This window comes from Glutamicibacter sp. NPDC087344 (assembly GCF_044744225.1).
Lineage (GTDB): Bacteria > Actinomycetota > Actinomycetes > Actinomycetales > Micrococcaceae > Glutamicibacter.
The window spans coordinates 62,459-84,804 of sequence record NZ_JBIUXY010000007.1; the positions used below are offsets into that span (position 1 = coordinate 62,459).

19 protein-coding genes are annotated in these 22,346 nt (G+C 60.2%); 5 read left to right on the forward strand and 14 right to left on the reverse strand.

What is annotated here, in order from left to right; all coding sequences use genetic code 11:
• Window positions 1-507 precede the first annotated feature (507 nt).
• From ACIOWL_RS13570 to ACIOWL_RS13585, 4 genes are read right to left on the reverse strand one after another with little or no spacing between them, the layout of a single operon-like run.
• Entirely contained in the window at window positions 508-885 is a 378-nt protein-coding gene (locus ACIOWL_RS13570) for a RidA family protein (protein WP_400385985.1), read from the reverse strand.
• A gap of 20 nt (window positions 886-905) precedes the next feature.
• Entirely contained in the window at window positions 906-2,321 is a 1,416-nt protein-coding gene (locus ACIOWL_RS13575; RefSeq protein ID WP_400385988.1) for an FGGY family carbohydrate kinase, read from the reverse strand.
• 33 nt (window positions 2,322-2,354) lie between these two features.
• Window positions 2,355-3,509, reverse strand: a complete 1,155-nt coding sequence (locus tag ACIOWL_RS13580) for an NAD(P)/FAD-dependent oxidoreductase (protein WP_400385991.1) — start codon at window positions 3,507-3,509, stop codon at window positions 2,355-2,357.
• 26 nt (window positions 3,510-3,535) lie between these two features.
• Window positions 3,536-5,029, reverse strand: a complete 1,494-nt coding sequence (locus ACIOWL_RS13585) for an APC family permease (protein WP_400385994.1) — start codon at window positions 5,027-5,029, stop codon at window positions 3,536-3,538.
• Window positions 5,030-5,120: 91 nt separating this feature from the next.
• Here ACIOWL_RS13585 and ACIOWL_RS13590 point away from each other — a divergent pair, with 91 nt between their 5' ends.
• Window positions 5,121-5,867 (forward strand): GntR family transcriptional regulator, encoded by a 747-nt coding sequence (locus ACIOWL_RS13590; RefSeq protein WP_400385996.1) that lies wholly within the window; start codon window positions 5,121-5,123, stop codon window positions 5,865-5,867.
• Between the two features lie 135 nt (window positions 5,868-6,002).
• Here ACIOWL_RS13590 and ACIOWL_RS13595 read toward each other — a convergent pair whose 3' ends face one another.
• The 5 genes from ACIOWL_RS13595 to ACIOWL_RS13615 form a co-directional block, all read right to left on the reverse strand.
• Window positions 6,003-7,508 carry a tripartite tricarboxylate transporter permease gene (locus ACIOWL_RS13595; protein ID WP_400385999.1) on the reverse strand — a complete coding sequence of 502 codons (1,506 nt, stop codon included), beginning with the start codon at window positions 7,506-7,508 and terminating at the stop codon, window positions 6,003-6,005.
• Window positions 7,508-8,065: a tripartite tricarboxylate transporter TctB family protein gene (locus ACIOWL_RS13600; RefSeq protein WP_400386002.1), complete on the reverse strand. Its 558-nt coding sequence runs from the start codon at window positions 8,063-8,065 to the stop codon at window positions 7,508-7,510. Before ACIOWL_RS13600 ends, ACIOWL_RS13595 begins: the two co-directional genes overlap by 1 nt.
• Window positions 8,052-8,432 (reverse strand): universal stress protein, encoded by a 381-nt coding sequence (locus ACIOWL_RS13605; RefSeq protein WP_400386005.1) that lies wholly within the window; start codon window positions 8,430-8,432, stop codon window positions 8,052-8,054. The genes ACIOWL_RS13600 and ACIOWL_RS13605 overlap by 14 nt, the downstream gene beginning before the upstream one ends.
• A gap of 35 nt (window positions 8,433-8,467) precedes the next feature.
• Window positions 8,468-9,490 (reverse strand): Bug family tripartite tricarboxylate transporter substrate binding protein, encoded by a 1,023-nt coding sequence (locus ACIOWL_RS13610; protein WP_400386008.1) that lies wholly within the window; start codon window positions 9,488-9,490, stop codon window positions 8,468-8,470.
• Between the two features lie 177 nt (window positions 9,491-9,667).
• On the reverse strand, window positions 9,668-10,336 hold the full coding sequence (locus ACIOWL_RS13615; protein WP_400386010.1) for a GntR family transcriptional regulator: 669 nt from the start codon (window positions 10,334-10,336) through the stop codon (window positions 9,668-9,670).
• 155 nt (window positions 10,337-10,491) lie between these two features.
• Between ACIOWL_RS13615 and acnA the strand changes: the two genes are divergently transcribed.
• Window positions 10,492-13,152, forward strand: a complete 2,661-nt coding sequence (gene acnA, locus ACIOWL_RS13620) for an aconitate hydratase AcnA (protein ID WP_400386013.1) — start codon at window positions 10,492-10,494, stop codon at window positions 13,150-13,152.
• The gene (locus ACIOWL_RS13625; protein ID WP_400386015.1) at window positions 13,149-14,393 is read left to right on the forward strand and encodes an NADP-dependent isocitrate dehydrogenase; all 1,245 of its coding nucleotides are present in this window, start codon (window positions 13,149-13,151) and stop codon (window positions 14,391-14,393) included. The genes acnA and ACIOWL_RS13625 overlap by 4 nt, the downstream gene beginning before the upstream one ends.
• A gap of 18 nt (window positions 14,394-14,411) precedes the next feature.
• Here ACIOWL_RS13625 and ACIOWL_RS13630 read toward each other — a convergent pair whose 3' ends face one another.
• Window positions 14,412-15,206 (reverse strand): carbon-nitrogen hydrolase family protein, encoded by a 795-nt coding sequence (locus ACIOWL_RS13630; protein WP_400386018.1) that lies wholly within the window; start codon window positions 15,204-15,206, stop codon window positions 14,412-14,414.
• Window positions 15,207-15,478: 272 nt separating this feature from the next.
• On the opposite strand from ACIOWL_RS13630, the gene ACIOWL_RS13635 reads away from it, so the two are divergent.
• Complete coding sequence (locus ACIOWL_RS13635) at window positions 15,479-16,426, forward strand: patatin-like phospholipase family protein (RefSeq protein ID WP_400386020.1); 948 nt, start codon at window positions 15,479-15,481, stop codon at window positions 16,424-16,426.
• Window positions 16,427-16,475: 49 nt separating this feature from the next.
• Here ACIOWL_RS13635 and ACIOWL_RS13640 read toward each other — a convergent pair whose 3' ends face one another.
• The 4 genes from ACIOWL_RS13640 to ACIOWL_RS13655 all read right to left on the reverse strand — a co-directional run bounded on the left by ACIOWL_RS13640 (window position 16,476) and on the right by ACIOWL_RS13655 (window position 20,816).
• Entirely contained in the window at window positions 16,476-18,110 is a 1,635-nt protein-coding gene (locus tag ACIOWL_RS13640; RefSeq protein ID WP_400386023.1) for a DNA-3-methyladenine glycosylase 2 family protein, read from the reverse strand.
• A 9-nt stretch (window positions 18,111-18,119) separates the two neighbouring features.
• The gene (locus tag ACIOWL_RS13645) at window positions 18,120-18,944 is read right to left on the reverse strand and encodes an isocitrate lyase/phosphoenolpyruvate mutase family protein (protein WP_400386026.1); all 825 of its coding nucleotides are present in this window, start codon (window positions 18,942-18,944) and stop codon (window positions 18,120-18,122) included.
• Window positions 18,945-19,254: 310 nt separating this feature from the next.
• Window positions 19,255-20,154: an EamA family transporter gene (locus tag ACIOWL_RS13650; protein WP_400386028.1), complete on the reverse strand. Its 900-nt coding sequence runs from the start codon at window positions 20,152-20,154 to the stop codon at window positions 19,255-19,257.
• Between the two features lie 47 nt (window positions 20,155-20,201).
• A complete protein-coding gene (locus ACIOWL_RS13655; RefSeq protein WP_400386031.1) occupies window positions 20,202-20,816 on the reverse strand; it encodes a helix-turn-helix domain-containing protein in 615 nt (204 codons plus the stop codon).
• A gap of 247 nt (window positions 20,817-21,063) precedes the next feature.
• Between ACIOWL_RS13655 and ACIOWL_RS13660 the strand changes: the two genes are divergently transcribed.
• Window positions 21,064-22,326 (forward strand): MFS transporter, encoded by a 1,263-nt coding sequence (locus ACIOWL_RS13660; RefSeq protein WP_400386034.1) that lies wholly within the window; start codon window positions 21,064-21,066, stop codon window positions 22,324-22,326.
• Window positions 22,327-22,346 lie beyond the last annotated feature (20 nt).

Genomic DNA, 22,346 nt, shown 5'->3' on the forward strand with positions numbered 1-22,346 from the left:
GCTGCGAACCACGGCAGAGACACTTACGAGCATTCACTGAGCAGGGAAGTGTGGCTGGTAGAACGCAGGTCGTTGGCATCCGGCGACCGTGGCGAAGGAGAAATGTCGTTGAGGAAGCAGTGGTAGCCAACTGGTTGAGTTACTCTCGGGCATCAAGTTTCGGAAGAATTTTCACGGTGTGGAGTATCGGGGTTCTTGGGCATGTTAGAAACATGGGTCTGCTTGGGTTCAGCATGTGGGCGGGCAACGTATCGAACTGCCGGTCGCGGCGGAAGCCGAAAGGATCTCTCGGATGCGGCAGGCACCTATTTCCCGAAACTGTAGTTAAGTAGAGCTAAAGTTGCTCGCGGAAAAGGGTCGCAACGTCACCTGTTGCGACCCTTTTTGATTTTATCGAAGCTGTTCTCATGGTGTAGGGGTTGAAGCAACTCCGAGCCGAAGAGCTGGAATCACCCCCGCTAATTTCTTATGCGTTGCGTTTTCCGCGGGAAGCACCACGACGCTAACTTAGCAATCCGCCAAAACCGCATCAACTTCGATTTCAACCAGAAGGTTGGGAGCCGCGAGGGCGGTCGTTCCGATCGTCGAGGTAACCGGAAGGACTTCGCGAAACAGTTCTCCGTGAACTTCTCCAACGGCGTCGAAATCATCCATGTTGGTCAGAAAGACTCTTGTTCGCACTACGTCGCGAAGTGTTGCTCCTGCGGTATCAAGAGCTTTCTCGATGCGTGCAAAAATCTCGCGAGTCTGCTCTGCTGCGGTCTCTCCCACGCCCCCGGATGTTGTTCCGGCAACAAAAATCAGGTTTCCAACCTTGACTGCACGGGAGTACCCAAGCAGGGGCTCTCGGGGCGATCCGGAGGGAATATTCTGGCGCTTGGTCATTGGTTTCCTTTCGTGGGGATTTAGATGAGGGACTGCGCGGCGCTTCGCCAGCGAGCTGAGAATTCTTCGGCTTGCGCATCGGACCATTGCGGTTCATAAGTCTGGGAAGGCTGCCATTTGATGACAGCTTCCTCAAGGCTCAGCCCGGGATTCATAGCACAACGGGCTAGGGCAACTGCGCCCAAGGGCGTTGCATGCTGCGAGGGGTATACATCCACCGGAATACGCATCAGGTCGGCGACGGCCTGCATCAGTACCCGGCTTTGGGTCAGTCCACCGTCGACGCGTAAACGCTGCAATGGCTGACCAAGGTCCGCGCTCATGGCTCGGGCAAGTTCGGCAACCTGCGCGGCAATACCTTCCAGTACGGCGCGGACAAGGTGCTCGCTGCCGGTGGAAAGTGTCATGCCGGTGAAGGTTGCTGTCGCCTCGGGCCTCCACCAGGGCGCGGCAAGTCCGGCCAAGGCCGGCACGCACAACACCCCATGGGAATCATCAGCAGCGACATGATCCATATCTGCGGCTGTGTCGATAAACGTCAGCTTTTCCAGCCATTGCACGGCTGAAGCTGCCGTGTAAACCTGCCCATCAAGGCAGTATGTTGTTTGACCGGCTTGTTGCCAGGCAACGGATGACGACAGTCTATTTGAGGAGCGGACGGCGTTGGTTCCCGTGTTTGCAAGCAGGAATGCCCCCGTGCCGAAGGTGCACTTCGCTTCTCCTGGAGACAGGCAGGCCTGTGCCACCAGCGCGGCCTGTTGATCGACAACCAGTCCGCCGACCGCGACGTTCCCGCCGAAGGCAGAGGTGGTACCCGCTATATCGTCGCAGGCCAGAATGGTTGGCATGCGCTCATCCGAGAGCTTGAACAGCTCAAGCAGGTTTTGTTCCCAGGCAAGGGAATCCAAGCCCATGGCCAGTGAGCGACTCGCAGTTGAGGCGTCGGTGACGAACTCGCCGGTGAGCTGATGCAGCAACCAGCTGTCTGATGTTGTAACCACTCCCTCGGTGGTGATGTTCTCCCGAATCCAAGCCTGTTTTGGGGCACTGAAGTAGGGGTCGAGGACAAGTCCAGTCGCCGTGGCGATATCTTTGGCGTGCGGCCGGAGTCTATCGCAGATTGACTCTGCACGGCGGTCCTGCCAAACGATCATATTCGACAGGGGCTTACCGGTTTCTGGGTCCCACGCCAGCACCGTTTCACCCTGATTAGCGAGAGTGACAATATCAATCTCGGATTTGGCCTGATTAACCGCCACCCGGCCAGCACGGAGAACCGAGTCAAGCAGCGCCTGGGGATCGTGTTCGACGCCTCCTCCGGGCAGGTAGGTTGGGCGGATGGGCACTTCGCTCAGGGCGAGGATTTCACCCGATCCATCAACAACAACGGCTTTAGTACCAGAGGTTCCCTGATCGATGGCGAGAACGGTGGTCATAGTAGTGGTCCTTAGAGTTAAGCGGGTGGGTGCTCAGGCGGTGGGAGCCTTCCGGTACTGCGCGGTGCGCAGCCACCAGGGCCCTTCTTCCACCGCGGGGTCGCCAAGTGTTGTGGGGCGAAGCTCGCCGACGCGGATACCCAGCTCGGAGAGGATCTGGGCGACATAGTCAGCGATGCCCAGCGAGGCGGTGAGGCCGGTGGACCGAATTGCGGCTACGTTGATGAATCGGTCATAGGTTGCTGAGCGTTTGATGACGTAGTTGCAGTCGCGACCGGCAGGGCGGAGCCCCGCGTAGCTGGCAATAGGCTCCAGTCCTTCCAAGGCTGGGAATTGCTGCGCCGCTTTGGCGAGGATTTCCTCGCGCGCTTCCGGACGAACGGTCCAGTCATTTTTATCATCAAGGTCAATAGCGGTTGGGCCGGCGACGACTTTTCCATCAAGCGTGGGGAATACCAGCACACCCTTGGTTCGCTTGGTGGGAACCGGGAGAATAATGTGCTCCAGGGTCTGCCCTCCGGGAAGTTCGAAAACGAAAAACTCGCCCTTGCGCGGGTAGATCTCGAAGGAATCGTCGCCCGCCAACAGTGCCACCTCGTCCGCGTATAAACCCGCAGCGTTAACGGCCGCGGCAACATCAAATCGACGCCCGTCGCTGGTCTCGATCTGCAGGCCGTCATCTTGTGGGGTGATCGCTGTAACCTTCGCGTTGAGCTCGATCGCGGCTCCGGCCGCCACGGCGGAGGCGGCCAGTGCCTGAGTGAAGGCGACCGGGTCGCTCACGGACTCACCGGGAACCAATAGCGCGCCGTCGGACGGGCGGATGTGTACTTCGACTCCGTTCTGCGTTGCGTTGGCAGCTAGCGCCTGAACTGTCTGATGGTCTTCGGCACTATGCGGTACTAGCTGGGCGCCGGTGTGGAGCACCGGGACTTTCAGCGACTCGAGAACTGCCGGGCGAATACGTGCGGCGCGGAGAATGAGTTCGGTTTCCAATTCGCCGGGTTTCGAATCGAAACCGGTGTGCAGCACACCTGAGTTGGTGCCGCTGGCTCCAAGGCCCAGATCGGTTTCGGATTCAAGGAGGATCGCCTTAACGCCGCGGTGGGCCAGGGTATAGAGCAAGGCCGATCCGACGATACCTCCGCCGATAATGGCGATGGGCCGGGATGAAGCGTTGGAGCTCATGATGGGTCTTCTTTCTTTAGATGGTCTCATTGGGCTTCGCTGACGGTATCTTCGTCAAATGCTTTGTCGACATCTTGCATGTCGGGCATGCTCAGGCCCTTGCGGCCTCGTGTAGCGACCAGATAAACCAAGTAGGCGACCCCGATGGCGAACATGATTCCGACATACATCCGGGGCTGCTCGAAGGATACATCCCGGAAGATCAGCAGTTCGTAGATCAGCCAGATGCTGGCAAGGATCAGCACGGGGATTTCCCACTTTCCGAGAGTAAAGCCCTTGCTGGCCGGCAGTGATTTCCGTTTGACGATGTAGAGCAGAACGGTACCTGCGTAGATGATGGCAGGCAGCAGCGTCGCGGCGGAGAAAAGGACAAACAAGGCATCGCTGGTACCGCTGAAAATTGCAAGAATTCCTTGCGTGACTAGGAAGTAGCCGACGGTCGCGGCGAGCGGGGTATGGCGGTTGCGGCTGACCTTGCGCAATAACTGCCAGGCCGGGAAACGTTCGTCGCGGGACATTGCCCAGATCAGTCGAGTCCCGCTGAGGGTTATCACCAGGCCGCAGGAGAAGATCGAGACGACAACGAGTACCAGTAAGGATTTTCCGACAATCGGACCAAGAACTGAGGTGATCACCGTGGCGACCGGTGTGGGGGACTTCGCAAGCTCGGTGGTATCACCTGCCAGCGAGGTGACTGCGATGAGAAAGAGCATACCCAAAACACCGAGGGCAATCACTGCCTGCACCATTGCCCGAGGGATCACGCGTTCGGGGTTTTTTGTTTCCTCGGCGAGGTTGGCTGCCGACTCGAAACCTACGATGGTGAACGCTCCGAGCAAGAATGCCAAGGGGAATGGGCCGGCGTTTGTCAGGCCGCCGAAGTCCCAATGGGAAGCTTCGGCAACGGGCGCGGCGGCGAAGAGCGTCGCGAAATCTAAGCGACCGAGTATGGCGCCTACAACGAATAGCAGGATGGTCAGGCCAATCATTCCAATGATCTGCACCGTGACGGCGATTTCGTTGGCCTTGTTGGTGAGCTTAGTACTGACTGCGACAAGGATCGCTTGCAATAACATCACCAAGGAAGTGATTACCCAGCAGTTCGCGGCAGTCGGGACATAGCCAAATAACTCAGGAAGGATCGTGGCTGCAATGGTGTAGTCAACTGCTACCACCACGATCACCAGGAATGCGAAGGATACCCAACCGGTGAGCCATCCAAGGATGGGGTTGGCAAGACGGGAAACCCACTGGTACGCGTAGCCGCTAATGGGGATTCGTGCAGCGAGGGCACCGAAAATGAGTGCAACCATCGTCTGGCCAACCACGGTGATGGGCCATGCCCAGATTCCGCGCGGGCCGCTCGTGTTGAGAACCGCTCCGTACGCGGTAAAGATGCCGGTGGCAATTGAGACGAAGCCAAAAGCGACTGCAAAGGATGCGTAAAGCCCAAGCTCACGCTTCATGTGGGTTGCGGGTTGTGGTGACGTCGTGGAACTTACTTCATCGGGAGTTTCCATGGCCTGACCTTCGGTCGACGGGTGGTCTTGGTATAGACCAACTTGGTATATACCAAGGAACGATAGATCTGTTGGAGGTAACATGTCAAGCATGAGTGCCGAATCAACGAAAAATTTAGCCCATTCGAAACCAGTTGAGCCGGCCTACGTGCGTATCGCGGGAGAGCTTCGGTCGCGCATCGACAGTGGAATCCTAGCCACAGGTACACCACTGCCTCCGGAGCGGGAATTATGTGTGGAATTTGATGTTAGCCGGATGACCGTGCGACGGGCTTTGAGTGTACTTGAGCGGGAAGGAAGGGTTCATCGCGACGCTACGCGAGGTACATTTGTCTCCGAACCGCGGGTGCAACTGCGGCTCGGTTCCTTTTCCCGTGAAGTTACCCGTGCTGGGCGTCATCCAGGTGCCGAGCTCTTTTGGGCTGAAGAGAGATCGGCGGACGAGGAGATTGCCGCAGGGCTGAATGTGAGCAGGGGGCATCGCATCTACGCGCTTCAGCGTTTGCGTCGATCAAACGGTGAGCCGCTGGCCCTGGAGACCACCTATTACCGTGCTGACTTGGTTCCTGGCTTGTTGGAAGGAAACCTTACCGGTTCACTCTGGGATGAAGTGCGACGCCGATTTCAACTCACCCTAACCCGAACTTCAGCAGAACTTGAGGTGATTGTGCTTGATTCGGAAACGAGTGAACACCTTTCGGCCCAACGTGCCTCGGGAGGTCTTCAGCTGACGCGACGCACATTTACCGATACCGGTGCATGCGTGGAATACGCCGTAGATATTTACCGTGCGGATAGGGTATCGCTCATCATTGAGCGATCCGTTGACGATGAGTAGGCGCGCCACTGAGCGCAAAGATCATCGTTGATGTGCTGTGGACTTCCGCGGCCCTACGCTGAAAGTAGAAAGGGGTCGTAGCGGCAATTGCCGCTACGACCCCTTCCCATATCCAATGCCTGTGACGCCGAAAAGCTAGACGTCCTGGCGCCGGCGCGCTGCAAGGCGCTGCCAGACGGTGTACACCATGACCGCTGCAAGCACTGAATACAGTGTGATGGTGATGCCCGAGCCAACCAGAACTGAAAGCTCTCCGCCGCTGGACATCATCGCATTACGCAGGCTGGTCTCTGCCAACGGTCCAAGCACCACACCAATCATGACCGGCGCGAGCGGGAACCCGTAGCGGCGCATCAGGAATCCGAGCAGTCCAATTCCCAGCACCAGCAAAAGGTCGGTCACGGTGGAGCTTGTGGCGTAAACACCCAGTGCACAAAACACCGTGATGCCGGCAAAAAGGTACGGTTTGGGGATCAGCAGCAACTTGGCCCACAACGGTGCAAATGGCAGGTTCAAAATCAGCAGCATCACCAGGCCAACAAACAGGCTGGCCAAAAGCGCCCACACCAGCTCGGTGTTGCGTTCAAACAACAGCGGTCCGGGCTGCAGACCGTATTGCTGAAATGCCGCCAGCATGATCGCCGCGGTGGCGCTGGTGGGAAGGCCCAAGGCGAGCAAGGCGCCCATTGCGGTGCCGCTGGTGGCGTTACCCGCGGCTTCCGGGGCCGCGACGCCGCGGATTGCGCCGGTGCCGAACTTCGGATGTTTGCGCCGCCGGTCCAATTTACGTTCAGTGCCGTAGGCCATGAAGGTCGGCACCTCGGCTCCGCCCACCGGAATCACGCCGAAGGGAACACCAAAGGCGGTGCCGCGCAGCCACGCGGGTAACGCCTCGCGGAATTCGCCCCGAGACAGGAACGGGCGCCCCGAGACCGTGATAGCGGTCAGTTTGTCGTCGCGGTGGATACGCGAAGCCACGTGCAGGACTTCGCCGAGGGCCAGGATCGCCACGGTGATCACGATGATGCTGATCCCGTCGAACAGCTGCGGTATATCGGCGGTGAAGCGCGAGGCTCCCGAGATCCCGTCGATTCCCACCACCGCAAAGGCCAGGCCGATCGCCAGCGAGGTCAGCCCCTTCAGCGCAGAGTCGGAGACTACCGAGGCGGTGGCGATGAAGGCGAATATTGCCAAAGCGAAATACTCCGCTGGGCCGAACATCACCGCAATCTCAGCCAGTTTGGGCGCGAAAAACACCACCAGGGTTGTGGCAATGAGCCCGCCGATAAATGCGCCGATGGCGCTGGTGGCCAAGGCCTGCGGGGCCCGGCCGTCTTTGGCCATGCGGTGCCCCTCGAAGGTGGTGGCAATGGCGGTTGAACCTCCGGGAGTATTCATCAAAATACCCATGGTGGAATCTCCGAACAGCCCGCCGAAGTACACCCCGGCGAACATGATGAATGCCCCGACCGGGTCCAGGGAGAACGTCACCGGAAGCAACAACGCAACGGCCATTGACGAGCCCAAACCGGGCAGCACGCCGACCGCCGTGCCGAGGAATGCGCCAACAAAAACCCAGAGCAGGTTGATGGGGGTCAGCGCCTGCGAAAAACCTTCCAGTAATAGGGAGAGGGATTCCATTAGCCGATCAGTCCTTCCAAGATGCCGCTAGGCAAGTTCAAACCAAGTCCGGCGCCGAAGGCCAGCTGGATGCAGGAGGAGAAAACCACTGCGACTCCGACATCACCTAGGGCCCGTTTGCTGCCCAGCGCGTGGGAGACAATCCAAAAAAGAAACGCCGCGCAGATCAGCCAGCCCACGGGGACCAAAAGCAATGCGAAAATCAAAAACCCGAGCACAATTTTTGCCACGGTTTTCCAGTCCGTGTAACTGCGATACGCCACTCGATCCGCCGGGGCGGGTTCAGGTTTGCGCAGCAGCTGGATCACCAACAGCGCGGCCAAAACATAAATGGCGACGGTGATCAGGATGGGGAAAAATTTTGGGCCCGGGGCTTTCGCCCCGTCGGGGACCTGCATGTTGACGATGCCGATAAGCAGATACGTGCCGATAACAAGCAGCAGCCCGGGGATCACCAGTCCGCTGCGCCCGGTGCCGAATTTTCGCTCGGGCGCCTCAGCCTCGGAGGCGCTCCCTGACTCTTGCACCGCGGGCAGCGTTGATTCATTCTTCATCATTATCAGCCTTGACACTCAATACCGGGACGGTGGCGGAAAGGATGATGTTCTGGGCGTCGGATCCCATCAGGATTTTGCCGACCCGGGAACGCGCCCGGACACCAATCACGATCATCGTGGCGGGCAACTGGTTGCTGTAGTCCAAGAGGTCTTCGGCCGGGCGCACCGACTCCGCGGTGGGTTCCAGCAAGCGGGTTCCGGGCTCCGCCGTCAGCTCCAGCTCCGGGTCCGGCCAAGGCTGTGATTCGTCGGGTGTGAAGAGGGGGAAAATCGCCATGGGCTCATTAAGCAGGGCGGCGGTTGTGCGTGCGTGACGCAGCGCAGCGGTTCCCTGCGGGGTGTGGGTGTATCCAACCAAGATGGTCATGGGTGCTCCAGGTGTTGTAGGGGTGAACCGCCGGACTAGTAGCCCAACTCGTTCCAGATGGCGTCGACGGATTCTCGCTCGGTGCTCAGAAATTGCTCGAACTCTTTCCCTGCTAGGAAGGTGTCCGTCCACTGGTTGCGCTCAATGGCATCGGACCATTCGGGGGTCTGCACCACTTCGGTCACAATCTGCTCGAGCTCGGCCTTGGTCTCGGGGCTGATTCCGGGGGCCGCAACGATCCCGCGCCAGTTGGTCAGCTCGATGTCGTACCCCAGTTCCTTGAATGTTGGCAGATCGATGGAATCAACCGGTTGCGGTGCGGACAGCGCCAGCGCCTTGAGCCGCCCTGACTCGATCTGGTCGGCGAAGTCAACCCACCCGGAGACCGAAGCCTTGATGGTGCCGCTCATCAGGCTGGTCGCTAGTTCGCCACCACCGGAGTAGGCAATGTAGTTCACCGTGGTGGGATCGATGCCGGCGCGCTGCGCCAGCTGGGTGATGATCATCTGATCCACGCTGCCCAGCGAACCGCCGCCGAAGGCGAAGCTATTCGGGTCTTGGGTCCAGGCCGCCACCAGCTCGTCGACCGAGTTGTAGGGCGAGTCGGCAGGAACAACCAAAACGTCATAGTCATCGGTGAGCCGAGCAATCGGGGTCAGGTCTTCCACGGTTTTTTCCGAGCCGTTGATGTTGATCGCGCCGAGCATGGTGATACCCATCAGCATCAGGGTGCTGCTTTCGCCCTCCATTCCGGAGAATTTATTGAGCCCAATAGTTCCGCCGGCGCCCGGGATGTTGACTACCTGGGCGTTGTTGACGATTCCTTGGGCGCGCATTGCCTGCTGCATTTCGCGGGCCGCCCCGTCCCAGCCGCCGCCTGCGCCGGCGGGCGCGATGAGTGTCAGTTGCGAGCGTGCGTCCCCTGCGCCGCCGGTGCTGGCTGCGTTTAATGTGGCCAGCGCGACGATGGCAACACATACCGCAGCCGCGCCCAAACGGAGGCTGGTGCGCAGCGGGCGTGGCATCTTTGTCGTGCGCGGTGTGGTTGTTTGAGGCATGAAAGTCCCTTCAGTCTCAAGGCCGAAACGAGTTACAAGTTATAATTTATAACTTAATACGCTAGGGTGTGATGCAGCTCATGTCAACCGGGAGTGTGGGGCTGGAAGCAAAAATCGGCCACCGATTGAGGTCTTGGCCTCGGGGCGGCCGGTGGTGGGCCGGCTATCGGTGCCGGATTACGGCGCGGGGGATGTGAGCGCGTCGATAGCCCGGCGGCCCAGGCTGCCGCGGACATGGGCGGTCATTTCCGCCTCTGCGGTTTCCGGTTCGCCGGAAATAACTGCCTGCATGATGCGTTCATGTTCCCCGGCGATCCGCTGGGTGTCCGCCGCCGAGTCCTTGCGAGCCGACAGGCCGACCTGGCGGTAGCGATCCGCCTTATCCCAGAGGGATTCGAGCATGCTGACCAGCAGGTCGTTGTGTGACGCGCGGTAGATGGCTCGATGGAACTCCCGGTGGGCCGCCAGGGCGTCAAGGTCCGAGGTGTTGGCCAGCGGCTTCATCTTCTCGGCGGCATCCCGGATCTGCGCGATGTCATGCTCGTTGCGATTTTCGGCCGCCAGGAAGGCGGCCATGGGGTCCAGGCGTTCACGGACCTGGAAAAGGTTGGTGGCCTCGTGGGCAGTGAGGGGTGCAACCTTGGCGTTGCGGTGGGCGTCAATGGTCACCAGTCCCTCGGCCTCCAGCTTGCGCAGCGCTTCGCGCATGGGAGTTAGGCTCACCCCGATGTCTGCGGCGAGCTGCGATTGTGCCAAGGCCTCCCCGGCGGGCAGTGAGCCGTTCATGATGCGTTCGCGCACACTTTGGTAGGCGTAGGCGTTTTTTGTCAGTGCTGGCTGGGCCACGATCGGTTCCTCGTCCTTGCGCTGGGGTTGAAAGCTTAGTGCTTTATAGCCTACAGAGTCCTTTTTATAAATTATTCACAATCTTGCTCGCCGCTTGCGGACCCGAGGGCATGCGCTACACTTTTATAAATTATAAAATTAGCGAGGAGATGCAGATGCCAGCGAAACTACGCGGCCCCTACCGGGTGTTCAGTGCCAATGGCCAGAACTACCAGGCCACCGATCTTCACTTGATCCTCGGCTCTGACTTCACCCGGCTTCCGGTGGTGCTGCGTCTTTTGGCTGAAAATACCGTACGCCGTTCAACGGACACGGAAAGTGCGCGCACGATTCAGAATCTGCGTGAGTGGTTGGGCAACCGCACTTCGCAGCAAGAACTTGAGTTTTGGCCGCACCGCATCCTGATGCACGACACCACCAGCACCCCGGCGTTGGTGGATATCGCCGGCATGCGAGACACCCTGGCCGAAGCCGGCATCGACCCCAGGGTGTTAAGTCCCAAACTTCCAGTTCAGGTTTCAATCGACCACTCGCTGGCCGTGGAAGACTACGCCACAAGGGACGCCGCATCGCGAAACCTGGCCCACGAATACCGCCGTAACCAGGAGCGGTACCGCTTTTTGAAGTGGGCGCAACAGTCCATGGACACCGTGAACGTCAACCCTCCCGGTACCGGGATCATGCACACCATCAACCTCGAACAACTGGCTACGGTGGCGCACCTGGATGCCGAACATAGCCAGGACCCCGCAGCCCCCTTGGTGGTTCCGGACATGATGATCGGCACCGATTCCCACACTCCCATGATTAATGGGCTTGGTGTGCTGGGTTGGGGAGTCGGCGGGTTGGAGGCCCAGACGGTGATGTTCGGCATGCCCACCACACTGCGAATCCCGGATGTTATCGGGTTCCGCCTGCGCGGCAGGCTTCCGGTGGGGGTCACCGCAACCGATTTGGCATTGACGGTCACCCAGATGCTGCGCGCCCGCGGGGTCAGCGGAGAATTTGTTGAGTTTTTTGGTCCCGGGGTCTCGACCCTGTCCGTGGGGGAGCGCTCGGTGGTGGCCAACATGGCCCCCGAATACGGAGCCACCACCGGCTACTTCCCGGTAGATGCGAATGTGCTGGACTACCTGTCGATGACCGGTCGAGAGCAGTCACAGGTGGAACTGGTCCGTTCCTACTATCAGGCCTCCGGCCTGTGGTTCGACGCTCACAACGAGCCTGAGTACACCGAGGTTCTGGACCTGGACCTGTCCGGCATCGGGTTGCGGGCCGCCGGTCCGCGCCGCCCGCAAGACCTGCTTCAGCTCGCCGACATCCCGCAGGTTCTGCAGGACGAAGCCGGGGACGAACCGGCGCCTGCCAGCGGAATGCCACGCTTCGCCCTCGCCCTGGCTTCCATTACCAGCTGCACAAATACCAGTGACCCCAAACTGCTGATCGCCGCGGGGCTGGTGGCTCGCAAGGCCCGGGCCTTGGGGTTGCGTGTGCCGCACTGGGTGAAAACCTCACTGGCCCCTGGCTCCCCGGCTGCCATGAGCTACCTGCGCCGGGCCGGGTTGCTGGAAGATTTGGGATACGCGGGTTTTGATGTGGTTGGTTTTGGCTGCACCACCTGCATCGGCAACTCCGGGCCGCTCAGTGAACCGATCGCCACGCAGCTGGCCGAGGGCGGGTTGCGTCCCGTCGCGGTACTCTCCGGCAACCGGAACTTCGCCGGGCGAATCCACCCGGACCTGGATCTGGGTTTTTTGATGTCCCCGCCGCTGGTTGTCGCATATGCGTTGGCCGGACGAGCAGATATCAACCTGCAGACCTACGAGTTTCTTCCCGCAGCCCAAGACCGCCGGGCAGTCAGGCTTGATGACCTCTTGCCGCGCCAAGAGGAAATTGATGACCTCTGGGCGGTGGCCCACGAGAGCCAGGATTTCGCGCGGGAGTTCAAACTCGCAACCAGCAGCCCGCTGTGGTCGAGGCTCGAAGCCCCGACCGGCGCGCAATACGCCTGGGACGAAGAATCAAATATCCTGCGCCGCCCGCCCTTCGCTTCGCTGGACGCGGGCAGCCAGCTCGGCAGCTACAGCGCCCATCCGCTGCTGGTACTCGGTGATGACGTGACCACGGACCATATTTCCCCCGCCAGCGCGATCCCCGCGGCATCTCTCGTGGCGGACTATCTGGTCTCGCGCGGTGAGAACCGCAACGATCTGAACGTTTTCGCTTCCCGGCGGGGAAATTACGAGGTGATGGTGCGCGGTGGTTTCCACGCGAAAAGCGTCGAGAACAAACTCGGTGCAGGGCTGGAGGGCAAACTCCCCGTGGCTCATACCGTGCATGCCGATTCCGGTCAGGTGCTCCCCTTGCGCGAGGCAGCCATCCGCTACCAGCAAGAGGGCGAATCGGTGGTGATCGTGGCCGGAAAACGGTACGGCACCGGCAGCTCGCGTGACTGGGCGGCTAAGGTCCAGCGGTTGCTGGGTGTGCGTGCGGTACTGGCCACAAGTTTTGAACGAATCCACCGTTCCAACCTGGTGGGGATGGGGGTGCTCCCGCTGCAGGTTCCCGCCCAGGCCCAAGAGGTTCTCCAAACGCTGCGCCCGACCGAACGGATAGAAATCAGTGCCGAGCCGCAGGCATTGAGTGTGCGGGGAACGGTGCCGGTCACGGTGCACCGGGCCGATGGAGCGACGTATCGCTTTGCCGCGCAGATCGCGGCGGAAACCGAACTGGATATCAAACTGCTGCGCGCCGGCGGAGTGATTCCCCAGCTGCTCTCAGACACCTTCGCGACCTATGGAAAGGACCAGGCGTGAACTCCACTGCCCGCAACGGATCGATCATTGAGATTCGTGGAGACGAAACAGCGAATGTCATCTTCAATTTGGTTCGCGAAAAACTGATCACACCGTATTTTGATGTCCCGCTGCAAAGTTTCAACCTCTCACTGAGCAACCGGGAAGCCACCTCGGACCAGGTGACCCGCGAGGCGGCTGAAGCCCTGAAAGATGCCAACGTCGCGGTGAAGTGTTCAACCATCACCCCGAATAAAACCAGTGCCGAAGCTCTGGGCCTGTCCCAAGTGTGGAAATCGCCGAACGCTACCCTGCGCAAGGCCCTGGACGGGGTCATTTTCCGTGAACCCGTGGTGCTTGAAACGGTGCCGCGGCTGGTCCCGGGCTGGAAACAACCAATTGTGGTGGCCCGGCACGCCAACGCCGATCAGTATCAGGCGGCAGATTTTGTGGTGCCCGGGGCCGGAGAACTGGTACTGAGTTTTATCCCGGAAGACGGCTCCGAACCGGTGAATAGATCCGTGACGACCTTCGGGTCCGATGGCGGAGTAGCCCTGGGGATGTACAACAACACCGATTCCATCCGCACCTTTGCGCGAGCTTGTTTCACCCGGGCGCTGGACCTGAACATGCCGCTGTATTTCTCAACCAAAAACACGGTGCTCAAAGAATACGATGGCCAATTTGTGCAGATTTTCGCGCAACTCTACGCCGATGAGTTCCGTGAGCGTTTCGCCGCTCGGTCGCTGCACTATGAGCATCGATTGATCGATGACATGGTGGCCTTTGGGCTGAAGAGCAGTGGGGGGTTTGTTTGGGCGCTGAAAAATTATGACGGGGATGTGCAAGCGGATGTCGTGGCGCAGGGATTCGGCTCACCGGGGTTGATGACCTCGGTGCTCGCCTCTTCTGACGGGCGCAGCTGCCTCTTTGAAGCAGCCCACGGGACGGTGGCCCGCCACTATCCGGCGTGGCAATCCGGAGCCAGGATTTCTACCAACCCCATCGCCACCATCATTGCGTGGTCCAGGGCGCTGCAACACCGGGCGCAGCTGGATCAAAACACCGTGTTGTTGCACCAAGCCGACGCCCTGGAACAAGCTGTTGTGAGCACCGTCCAGGACGGTGTCCTCACCGATGACCTAGCCACCCTGTGCGGTGTGGAAAGCGGGGTAGCCACCGGCGAGTTCATCAACGCGGTCGCAGACCGGTTCAATGAATTCAGGCAGGTGGCGGGCCGGCCACGTCAGCACCTGAAGTGACGGTGGGCCGGGGATCGGTCAGAGCTCAACGGTATTGGCCAAGACCGGCAATTGGCAGCGGGCTGCCTGAATCAAATCCAGATCCAGGTCAACAACGAGCAGCTGCGGCTCGGCTCCGGCCTGGGCGATGACACGACCGAGGGGATCAACCACCAGCGAATGTCCCACCCCCAGCGGCACGGTGCCTTGGAGCGACCGGCCGACACTTTCAGGGTCGGCTTGATCCACCGCGACCACAAAGGTGGTGGTGTCCAAGGCCCTAGCCTGGGCGAGTGTTTTCCACTGCTCGACTTTTCCTTCGCCGGCACCCCACGAGGCACTCACGATGTTGATCTGGGCGCCGGCGCGGGTGTTGCGCGCAAATAGCTGAGGGAAACGCAGGTCGTAGCAGATGGCCAGCCCGATGGTGGTGCCATCCAATTCAAACTGCACCGGGGCATCGCCCGGGGTGACCGAGTCCGATTCACGGTACCCGAAAGCATCGTAAAGGTGGATCTTGTTGTAGTGGGTATCGACGTCGCCGCCGACCACCAGCAAGGTATTGCGTACCCGTCCTTCCTCACCCGGGGTGAACATCCCGGCGGCAATCACGATGCCCAGGTCGCGGGCTTGCTGGCGCAACAGCCCCGCCCAGCGGGCGTTGACCGGCTCGGCGAACTTTTCCACCGGATTACCGAAGGCCACCTGCATGGCCTCGGGGAAAATAATCAACGAAGCTCCTGCGGCGGCAGCCTGTTTGGCGTGGTCGCGAATGATCGCCAGATTGCGCTGGGGATCCGCGGTGCTCAATACCTGTGCCAGCGCGATCTTCATGATTTAGTCCTTTCACCCGCGGCGCACGGTGCGCACCACAATCACCTCGACTCTACCGAAGGACGGGTGGCGAACAAAGGTACTGCCGGTCCGGTGCGGGGAGCGAATTTGGACCTATGCTGGAGGCATTAGTTCGTTTTTCGAGTGAAGCAGGTGGTACCAGATGTCCGCACGACCGACCGTTGGTACACCCCTGATCCTCAAAACGGCCAAGCGTTGTTAGCTTAGGCCGTGGGGGTGAGCCTCAGGAAAACTCTTGAAAGGCAACCGCCATGAACTACTTCCCCTACCAAACTTCTCGCGTCAGCGCAGCATCCCCCTATCTGGACGAACTTCCCGCAACTGCAGGTGCCAGAGCACTGGTCCTCGATGGTGGTGGGTCAACTGGAAATGCTTGGCTGATTGGGGTGCTCGCCGGGTTGGCAGTCGAAGGAGTCGATGTCACAGCACCCCAACTAACCGTGGGAACCTCGGCCGGAGCTACCGCGGCTGCCCAACTTGTTGGTGCCTCGGCTAAAGAGCTGTATGAACAGATCCTCACAACCCCGGTTGCGCCGGCTCCCTCTGGGAGAAACACCGGGAAAACCGTGGATGCCCGTGTCACCGACCAGCTCTCCCGAATCAAGGCCATCAGCGCAGCATCCCATGGGCCGCAGATGATGCATCAAAAAATGGGTAAGGCCGCCCTGGAACTGCCCGGCGCCCGGGACACTGAGTTCAGTGCCCGCTGGAAATCCGTGGTCCGATCGCGGCTGACCAGCACCAACTGGCCCCAGCGCTTGCTGTACCTCACTGCGGTGCAGGCCCAAACAGGGGCCTTGGTGGTTTTCGAAAATTCTGGAGGTCTCCCGCTGGTTGATGCGGTGGCGGCCAGCTGCTCCAGCGGTTTGCCTTTTTGGATCGGCGATCGTGCATACATTGATGGCGGTTACCGGCGCAATGAAAACGCGGACCTCGCGGAGGGTTATGCAAAGGTCCTGGTGCTTTCGCCACTGGGCGGGAAAAGCCTGCACCCCGCGGACTGGGGCATGGAACTTTCGGCGCAGATCGAGCAGCTTTCTCGGTCCGGAAGCCAGGTTCAGGTAGTCGTGCCAACTGCAGCTGCGGAGCACTATATGGGAACCAACGCCATGAACCAGTCCCTGCGTGCCCCTGCTGCTATCCAGGGATTCCTCCAAGGGCGTGAACGCGCCGGTGAGCTCCGCGAGTTTTGGAACTGACGGGTTGCTCGTTCAGCACGCCTCGCACAAAACGAATTGGCCCGTATTCTCAGGCCGCCTGCCACAAATGCATTGACGCGTAGGAACGCCAGGGAGACCAGCGCTGGGCGTAGTCCTCCAAAGCCCGGTGGGTGGCGCTCGCCGAAGGAAGCGGATCGAGGATGCCCAAGCGGGAAGCGCCGGCCACGAGTGCAACGTCGTTGCGCATCCAGATGTTGGGATCACCCAAAACTCGCATGGAGAGATAGGCCGCGGTCCACGGACCGATGCCCGGAGTTTGCAACAGGTTTAACTGCTGGGTTTGCGGGCTGTTGCCAAAACCTACCAACAGTTCGCCGGAATCAAGCGCACGGGCGGCCCTGAGGAGCGTGGCGATTGAACGTCGTGGCAGTTTCAGGATCCGCTGTGGATCAAGTGGTTGATCTGCCATGGGCTCGGGGACATGTTTGAGGATGTCTTCCGGTGTGGGGAACAGCCTGCTTAGAGAGTCAAAACGGGAGTGATAGCTGGCACCTGCCGTGGCGGCCAGGCGGGTCAGATGGGTGCGAGCCGCTTTAACCGAGATCTGTTGACCAATGATGGCGCGGATTACCACTTCGTGAGGGTCAACGGTCCCGGGAACTCGAATACCCGGGGTGCGCTGGACACTTGGGCGCAGGGCCGGGTCACGGCTCAGCGCTTCGTCCACGGCGTGCGGGTCGGCGTCCAGGTCCAGCAGCCGGCGGATACGAGAGACTGCCGGGGTCAGGTCCTGCAATCGAGCCAGTTCCAGCTCGGCTCGCAGCGCCCAGCCGCGGTGCGGGTCTCGATGCGCGGTGACCTGAAAGGCGCCCGGACCCCCGGGAAGAGCGAGCGTCCGGGAATAAACCAAGTTATTGGGGTCGCTCAGTTCTGTTGATTCCACCCCGGCAACGGCACGCGCGGCCAAGAAGTTGAAGATCCCCGGTGCATCAAATGGTTGTCGGACCGGCAGGTCAATTCCCAACTGGACGGCGGATGGCGCTGGCTGGCCGGCCTCGGAAGAGGGGTGGGAAGGTCGTCCTGTTTTCCCGGAACCAAAGCGTGTTCGCAGTTCAACCGGTGGGCTGGCGAAGACCTCTTGCATGGTGAGGTTGAATTGCCGAATGGAACCGAAACCAGCGGCAAAGGCGACGTCGGCAACGGGCAAATCGCTGCCCACCAACAAGGCGCGCGCCGACTGGGCACGCCGGGCGCGGGCCAAGGACAGCGGGCCGGCGCCGAGCTCGGAAACCAGAATGCGGTGCAGATGCCGGGTGGTGTAGCCAAGCTTCCGGGCAAGCCCACCCACCCCTTCACGATCCACCACACCATCAAGGATCAACCGCATGGCCTGAGCCGCGAGGTCCTGGCGGACGTTCCAGTCAGGGGTTCCGGGGGTCGCTTCGGGGAAACAGCGTTTGCACGCGCGGAAACCCGCGTCCTGTGCGGCGGCCGAGGTGGGATAAAAAACTACGTTTTCCACCTTGGGAGTTTTGGCCGGGCAGGAAGGCCTGCAATAAACCCCGGTGGAGGAAACCGCCGTGAAAAACTGGCCGTCAAAACGGTGGTCCCGGGCATCAATCGCCCGGTACCGTTCTGCAAATGACGAATCGCCAGGACGCCACGAAGCCGGAACTGGGCTTGACGGTGTGTGGCGGGCAACGGTGTTCACGGTGGTTTCCATTCCAATCACCTAGCGTGCGGTGGGGGAGAGTATCAGTTCATTGAGCTCACCGTAATCCACAAGCTGCTCCACACTGCGGTAGGTGCCGGTAGAGAGCAGCTCTTGGGTTGCGCGGTACGCCGTGGCATAGGCGGCTTGGGCGGGAGCCGAACCGAGGCTGATTCTCGCTACCTTGAGTGTAGCTAGTTCGGTGACGCTTGGTGAGCCGGGGCCAACCATGATGTTCACCGGTGCCGGGATTAGCTGAACAAGTTTTTTGATCATTAGTGGATCGGTGAGACCGGGAACAAAAATCCCGTCGGCTCCGGCGTCGAGGTACCTCTGTGCGCGGTGGACTGTTTCGGCCAACAACTCTTCGGGGCTAGCTCCTGCGTAAAGGAAAACATCGGTGCGGGCATTGATAAACAATCCTTCGCCGCGCTTGCCCGAGACCCGGCGGGCGGCTGATATACGCTCTTCAAATTCCTGCGGCGCTAGAGTGCCATCTTCAATGTTGACGCCCGCAACTCCTAGCTCGGCCACCGCACGCACCGTTGCCTCTACCTCGGCCTCACAGCTTGCGTACCCGTTTTCAATGTCTGCCGTGACGGGTAGTTCCACTGCGCGAGTAATACGGCCAATGGCTTCGAGCGCGGTTTCTTGGTCAAGGTGATTGCCGTCAGGCAATCCCAGAGACCAGGCAATACCTGCGCTGGTGGTAGCGACGGCTTGGGCGCCTGCCTTAGCGGCCAGTCGGGCTGTGGCCACATCCCAGACGTTGCTCAGCAAGAGTGGATTCCCCAGCTGGTGAAGTGCCCGGAAAGTTGAATAATCAGTGGTCAATGTGTTGGTCATGGATTAAGTACAGCCGACACGGGGCAGGTGTGTCTGGCGGTTTTCGGACCTTGCCAGTAGGAATGCGCAACTGGTGGGTGAGGTCCCTGTACTCTCGGTGCAAGAGGGTAGCCGGTCGTTCATAGTGTTGCGTGGGGACGAGCATCAATCACTGTGGGCCGAGCGCACGGCTATCTGGCCGCATAGAGAGCACCGGCAAGCTCCTGATTACCGCGGCGACACAGGTATCCAAGCGATTGCGCGCGAGCCATTGAATGGGGTGCGCCGAGTAGGGGTGATGGCTGGCCCTCGGCAGGAGGCCAGCGGCCCGCTACGGTGGTGAACTCTGGGATGCTGGGATCTCGGTGAGCTCGCCGCTGCTTTGGCGACCGCCGTTCCATTGCGCGGCCGCACCCGCGGCTACCACTACAACGATGCCAACAACTTGGAACAAGGATGGCATCTGGCTGAGGATCAAAAGCCCGATAAGCACACCAAATGCCGGTTCGATGGATAACAGCGTGCCGAAGGCCGTGTGGTTCATGCGTTTTAGCGCCAGCATTTCCAGCCCGAAGGCGATGACCGGGGTGATCAAGGCGATGCCGGCGGCGGTGGGCAGCACCCACCAGTGCAGATTGCCGTGGATGACTTGCGGAAGCCCAACGGGCATGGTGGCCAGCGCTGCAATCGGAATGGTCAGTGATAGTCCGCTGACACCGGCAAAGCGATCACCCACTCGTTGGGTGAGCAGGTTATACAGGGCCCAGCAGGCTCCGGCGGCTAGCGCCAGACCCACGCCAACCGGGTCGATGGAGCCGGTCCACGGCTCGGTGAGCAAAACAATGCCAACCAAAGCTATCGCAGGCCAAATTAATGCCGACCGGCGGGCACTCATGATTCCGGCAAGGATCAGCGGGCCAAGAAATTCTATGGCCACGGCGGTACTCAGCGGGATACGTTCGACGGCACCCAAGAAGAACACGGTCATGAACCCGGTGACGACTCCCAGTCCGAGCAGCATCGGCACGTCTTTGCGCCGAAGGGAGCGGATCGAGGGGCGGGCGATGATCCACAAAAACACCACTCCGAAGCACAGTCGCAGCCACGCGGTGCCTGCCGGGCCAACTTCTTGCAGTACGCCGACGGACAGCGCATTGGCAAGCTGGATGCACAGCATGGCGGCGACTGCCAGCGTCCACGGCGGAAGGCTGGAGCCAGAAAGGCGGGCCATCATTGTTCTCTCCTTGCGAGGGTTCCAAAGCCATGGCGTTGGAGGTGTTAGCTGGTGGGGGTCTCGGATCCGTGCCGAAGGTGGGAGGTGCCGGCACCCGGTTCGAAAACTGTCAATGTGAAACGCAGTTCCGTGGAGGAGTTGTTTTCATATCCGTGGGGCTCGTCGCCGGGAAAACACAGTGCGTCGGATTCTGAGAGCACGTAGGTTTCGGTTCCCACAACAACGGTGAGCTCACCTTCCAAAACTTGGAGCAATTCTTCGGTGCCGTCGCTGTGGGCGTCGCTATGATGGTGTTCGCCTGGCTGGAGCCTCCAGTCCCAGAGCTCAATAACGTTGGGCGAGCGAGTGGCCCCGAGCAGCACACCGCGTCCTCCGAACTCGCCGGTCCACAGTTCGGCCCCCTTGCCCTTGCGGGTGAGCTTAACCGGTTTGGAGCTCGGTGTTTCAACCAGCGTCGGCAGCCCGACACCCAGGGCGTCACTGAGCCGCAGCAGGGTGCCGACGCTGGGGTTTGCGCTGCCCTGCTCAACGTTCACCAGCATGCGGCGACTGATTTCAGCGCGCGTGGCAAGCTGATCCAGCGTCCACCCGAGTGCTAGCCGCTCTTGTTTAACTCGCATGCCGATGGAATGTGCGAGCGCCTGAGTATTCTCATCCACAAATGCATAATAGTGCACTTATAGTGCACTGGTCTACACTCGGGCGCCGAGGTGAGCTGTGGAGTGAAAGTGTGAGCCTTCAGATATTTGTATAGCCAGCCTATGTATAGAAATGTATAGTTTTCCTATGTATTGACCCGTGCTGCGCTGGGAGCCGTACTGAGCGATCTGAGTTTTGATCCCGCAGGTGCAGCGCAACACGTCATCAGCGAATCATCGCACCGCCAAGAAAAACGAGGAGGATCTAATGAAACAAACCGGAACCACGCAGCCCTCGCTGCTTAAGCAACCAGGTTCGGTCTGGGCTATCGCCTTTGCCTGCATGGTCTCATTTATGGGTATCGGACTGGTGGACCCCATCCTTCCAGCCATCAGCAAGGCCTTGGAAGCAAGCCAATCCCAGACCATGCTGCTATTCACCAGTTACCTATTTATCACCGGTATCGCAATGTTCTTCACCAGCTGGGTCTCTGGTCACCTCGGTGTTAAAAAGACCCTGATCATCGGCTTGGTGCTCATCGTCGTGTTCGCCGCGCTCGCCGGAGCCAGCTCCAGTGTTAATGAAATCCTTGGTTTCCGCGCCGGGTGGGGACTGGGTAACGCCATGTTCATTTCCACCGCATTGGCCGCCATTGTGGGCGCAGCCAGCGGCGGCAGCCGCCAGGCAATCGTGTTGTACGAAGCCGCCCTGGGTGTTGGAATGGCCGTTGGGCCACTGGTTGGCGGTGTTTTGGGCAACCTGTCGTGGCGCGGTCCATTTTTTGGCACCGCGGTGCTCATGGCCATCGCGCTGATCGCCATCCTTGCATTCCTCAAACTTCCGGCGTCTTCACCGGCCCCAGCCAAGATTTCTATCACCGCTAGTTTCAAGGCGCTACGCAACCCCGCGTTGCTTGCCCTGTCGATTACCGCGGTGTTTTACAACTTCGGATTTTTTGTCCTCTTGGCCTACACGCCGTTCCCGCTCGAAGCCGCGGCGCAGGCAGCTGGGCTTAGTTTTGGAGCCACCGAGCTTGGACTGGTCTTTTTCGGTTGGGGTTTGGCCTTGGCTATCACCTCAGTGTTCGTCGCTCCGCCAGCGACCCGAAAGTTCGGCCTGCGTCCGGTGTTGTTCACCATGTTGAGCCTGCTGGCAATCCTCCTGGGATCGATGGCGGTCTTCCACGAGCAACTCAAGATGCTCATCATCTTGGTGATCGTGGCTGGTCTGGTGCTCGGCGTCATGAATACCGCGCTGACCGAAGCGGTGATGGAAGCAACCGATCTGCCGCGTAATGTCGCCAGCAGCACCTACTCTGGTGTGCGTTTCCTGGGCGGCGCGGTGGCTCCTGCAGTCGCCGGCCCCCTGGCGGCTGCCGCAGGTGCGGCTGCTCCGTACTGGCTTGGCGCCGGCGCCGTGGTGGTATCGATTCTGGTGCTCATCCTTGCCGGGCATAAACTCAGCCATATTGGTGCGGCGCATGAAACTCCGCAGGAAGTCGCCCAGGACGTGCTGCTAGGCGAGGTATAACTCGCCGACGCGGGAATAGA

Coding starts and splice junctions, on each gene's coding strand:
- ACIOWL_RS13570 (WP_400385985.1), bottom strand. CDS start 885: ATGACCAAGCGCCAGAATATTCCCTCCGGATCGCCCCGAGAGCCCCTG.
- ACIOWL_RS13575 (WP_400385988.1), bottom strand. CDS start 2,321: ATGACCACCGTTCTCGCCATCGATCAGGGAACCTCTGGTACTAAAGCC.
- ACIOWL_RS13580 (WP_400385991.1), bottom strand. CDS start 3,509: ATGAGCTCCAACGCTTCATCCCGGCCCATCGCCATTATCGGCGGAGGT.
- ACIOWL_RS13585 (WP_400385994.1), bottom strand. CDS start 5,029: ATGGAAACTCCCGATGAAGTAAGTTCCACGACGTCACCACAACCCGCA.
- ACIOWL_RS13590 (WP_400385996.1), top strand. CDS start 5,121: ATGAGTGCCGAATCAACGAAAAATTTAGCCCATTCGAAACCAGTTGAG.
- ACIOWL_RS13595 (WP_400385999.1), bottom strand. CDS start 7,508: ATGGAATCCCTCTCCCTATTACTGGAAGGTTTTTCGCAGGCGCTGACC.
- ACIOWL_RS13600 (WP_400386002.1), bottom strand. CDS start 8,065: ATGATGAAGAATGAATCAACGCTGCCCGCGGTGCAAGAGTCAGGGAGC.
- ACIOWL_RS13605 (WP_400386005.1), bottom strand. CDS start 8,432: ATGACCATCTTGGTTGGATACACCCACACCCCGCAGGGAACCGCTGCG.
- ACIOWL_RS13610 (WP_400386008.1), bottom strand. CDS start 9,490: ATGCCTCAAACAACCACACCGCGCACGACAAAGATGCCACGCCCGCTG.
- acnA (WP_400386013.1), top strand. CDS start 10,492: ATGCCAGCGAAACTACGCGGCCCCTACCGGGTGTTCAGTGCCAATGGC.
- ACIOWL_RS13630 (WP_400386018.1), bottom strand. CDS start 15,206: ATGAAGATCGCGCTGGCACAGGTATTGAGCACCGCGGATCCCCAGCGC.
- ACIOWL_RS13635 (WP_400386020.1), top strand. CDS start 15,479: ATGAACTACTTCCCCTACCAAACTTCTCGCGTCAGCGCAGCATCCCCC.
- ACIOWL_RS13640 (WP_400386023.1), bottom strand. CDS start 18,110: ATGGAAACCACCGTGAACACCGTTGCCCGCCACACACCGTCAAGCCCA.
- ACIOWL_RS13645 (WP_400386026.1), bottom strand. CDS start 18,944: ATGACCAACACATTGACCACTGATTATTCAACTTTCCGGGCACTTCAC.
- ACIOWL_RS13650 (WP_400386028.1), bottom strand. CDS start 20,154: ATGGCCCGCCTTTCTGGCTCCAGCCTTCCGCCGTGGACGCTGGCAGTC.
- ACIOWL_RS13660 (WP_400386034.1), top strand. CDS start 21,064: ATGAAACAAACCGGAACCACGCAGCCCTCGCTGCTTAAGCAACCAGGT.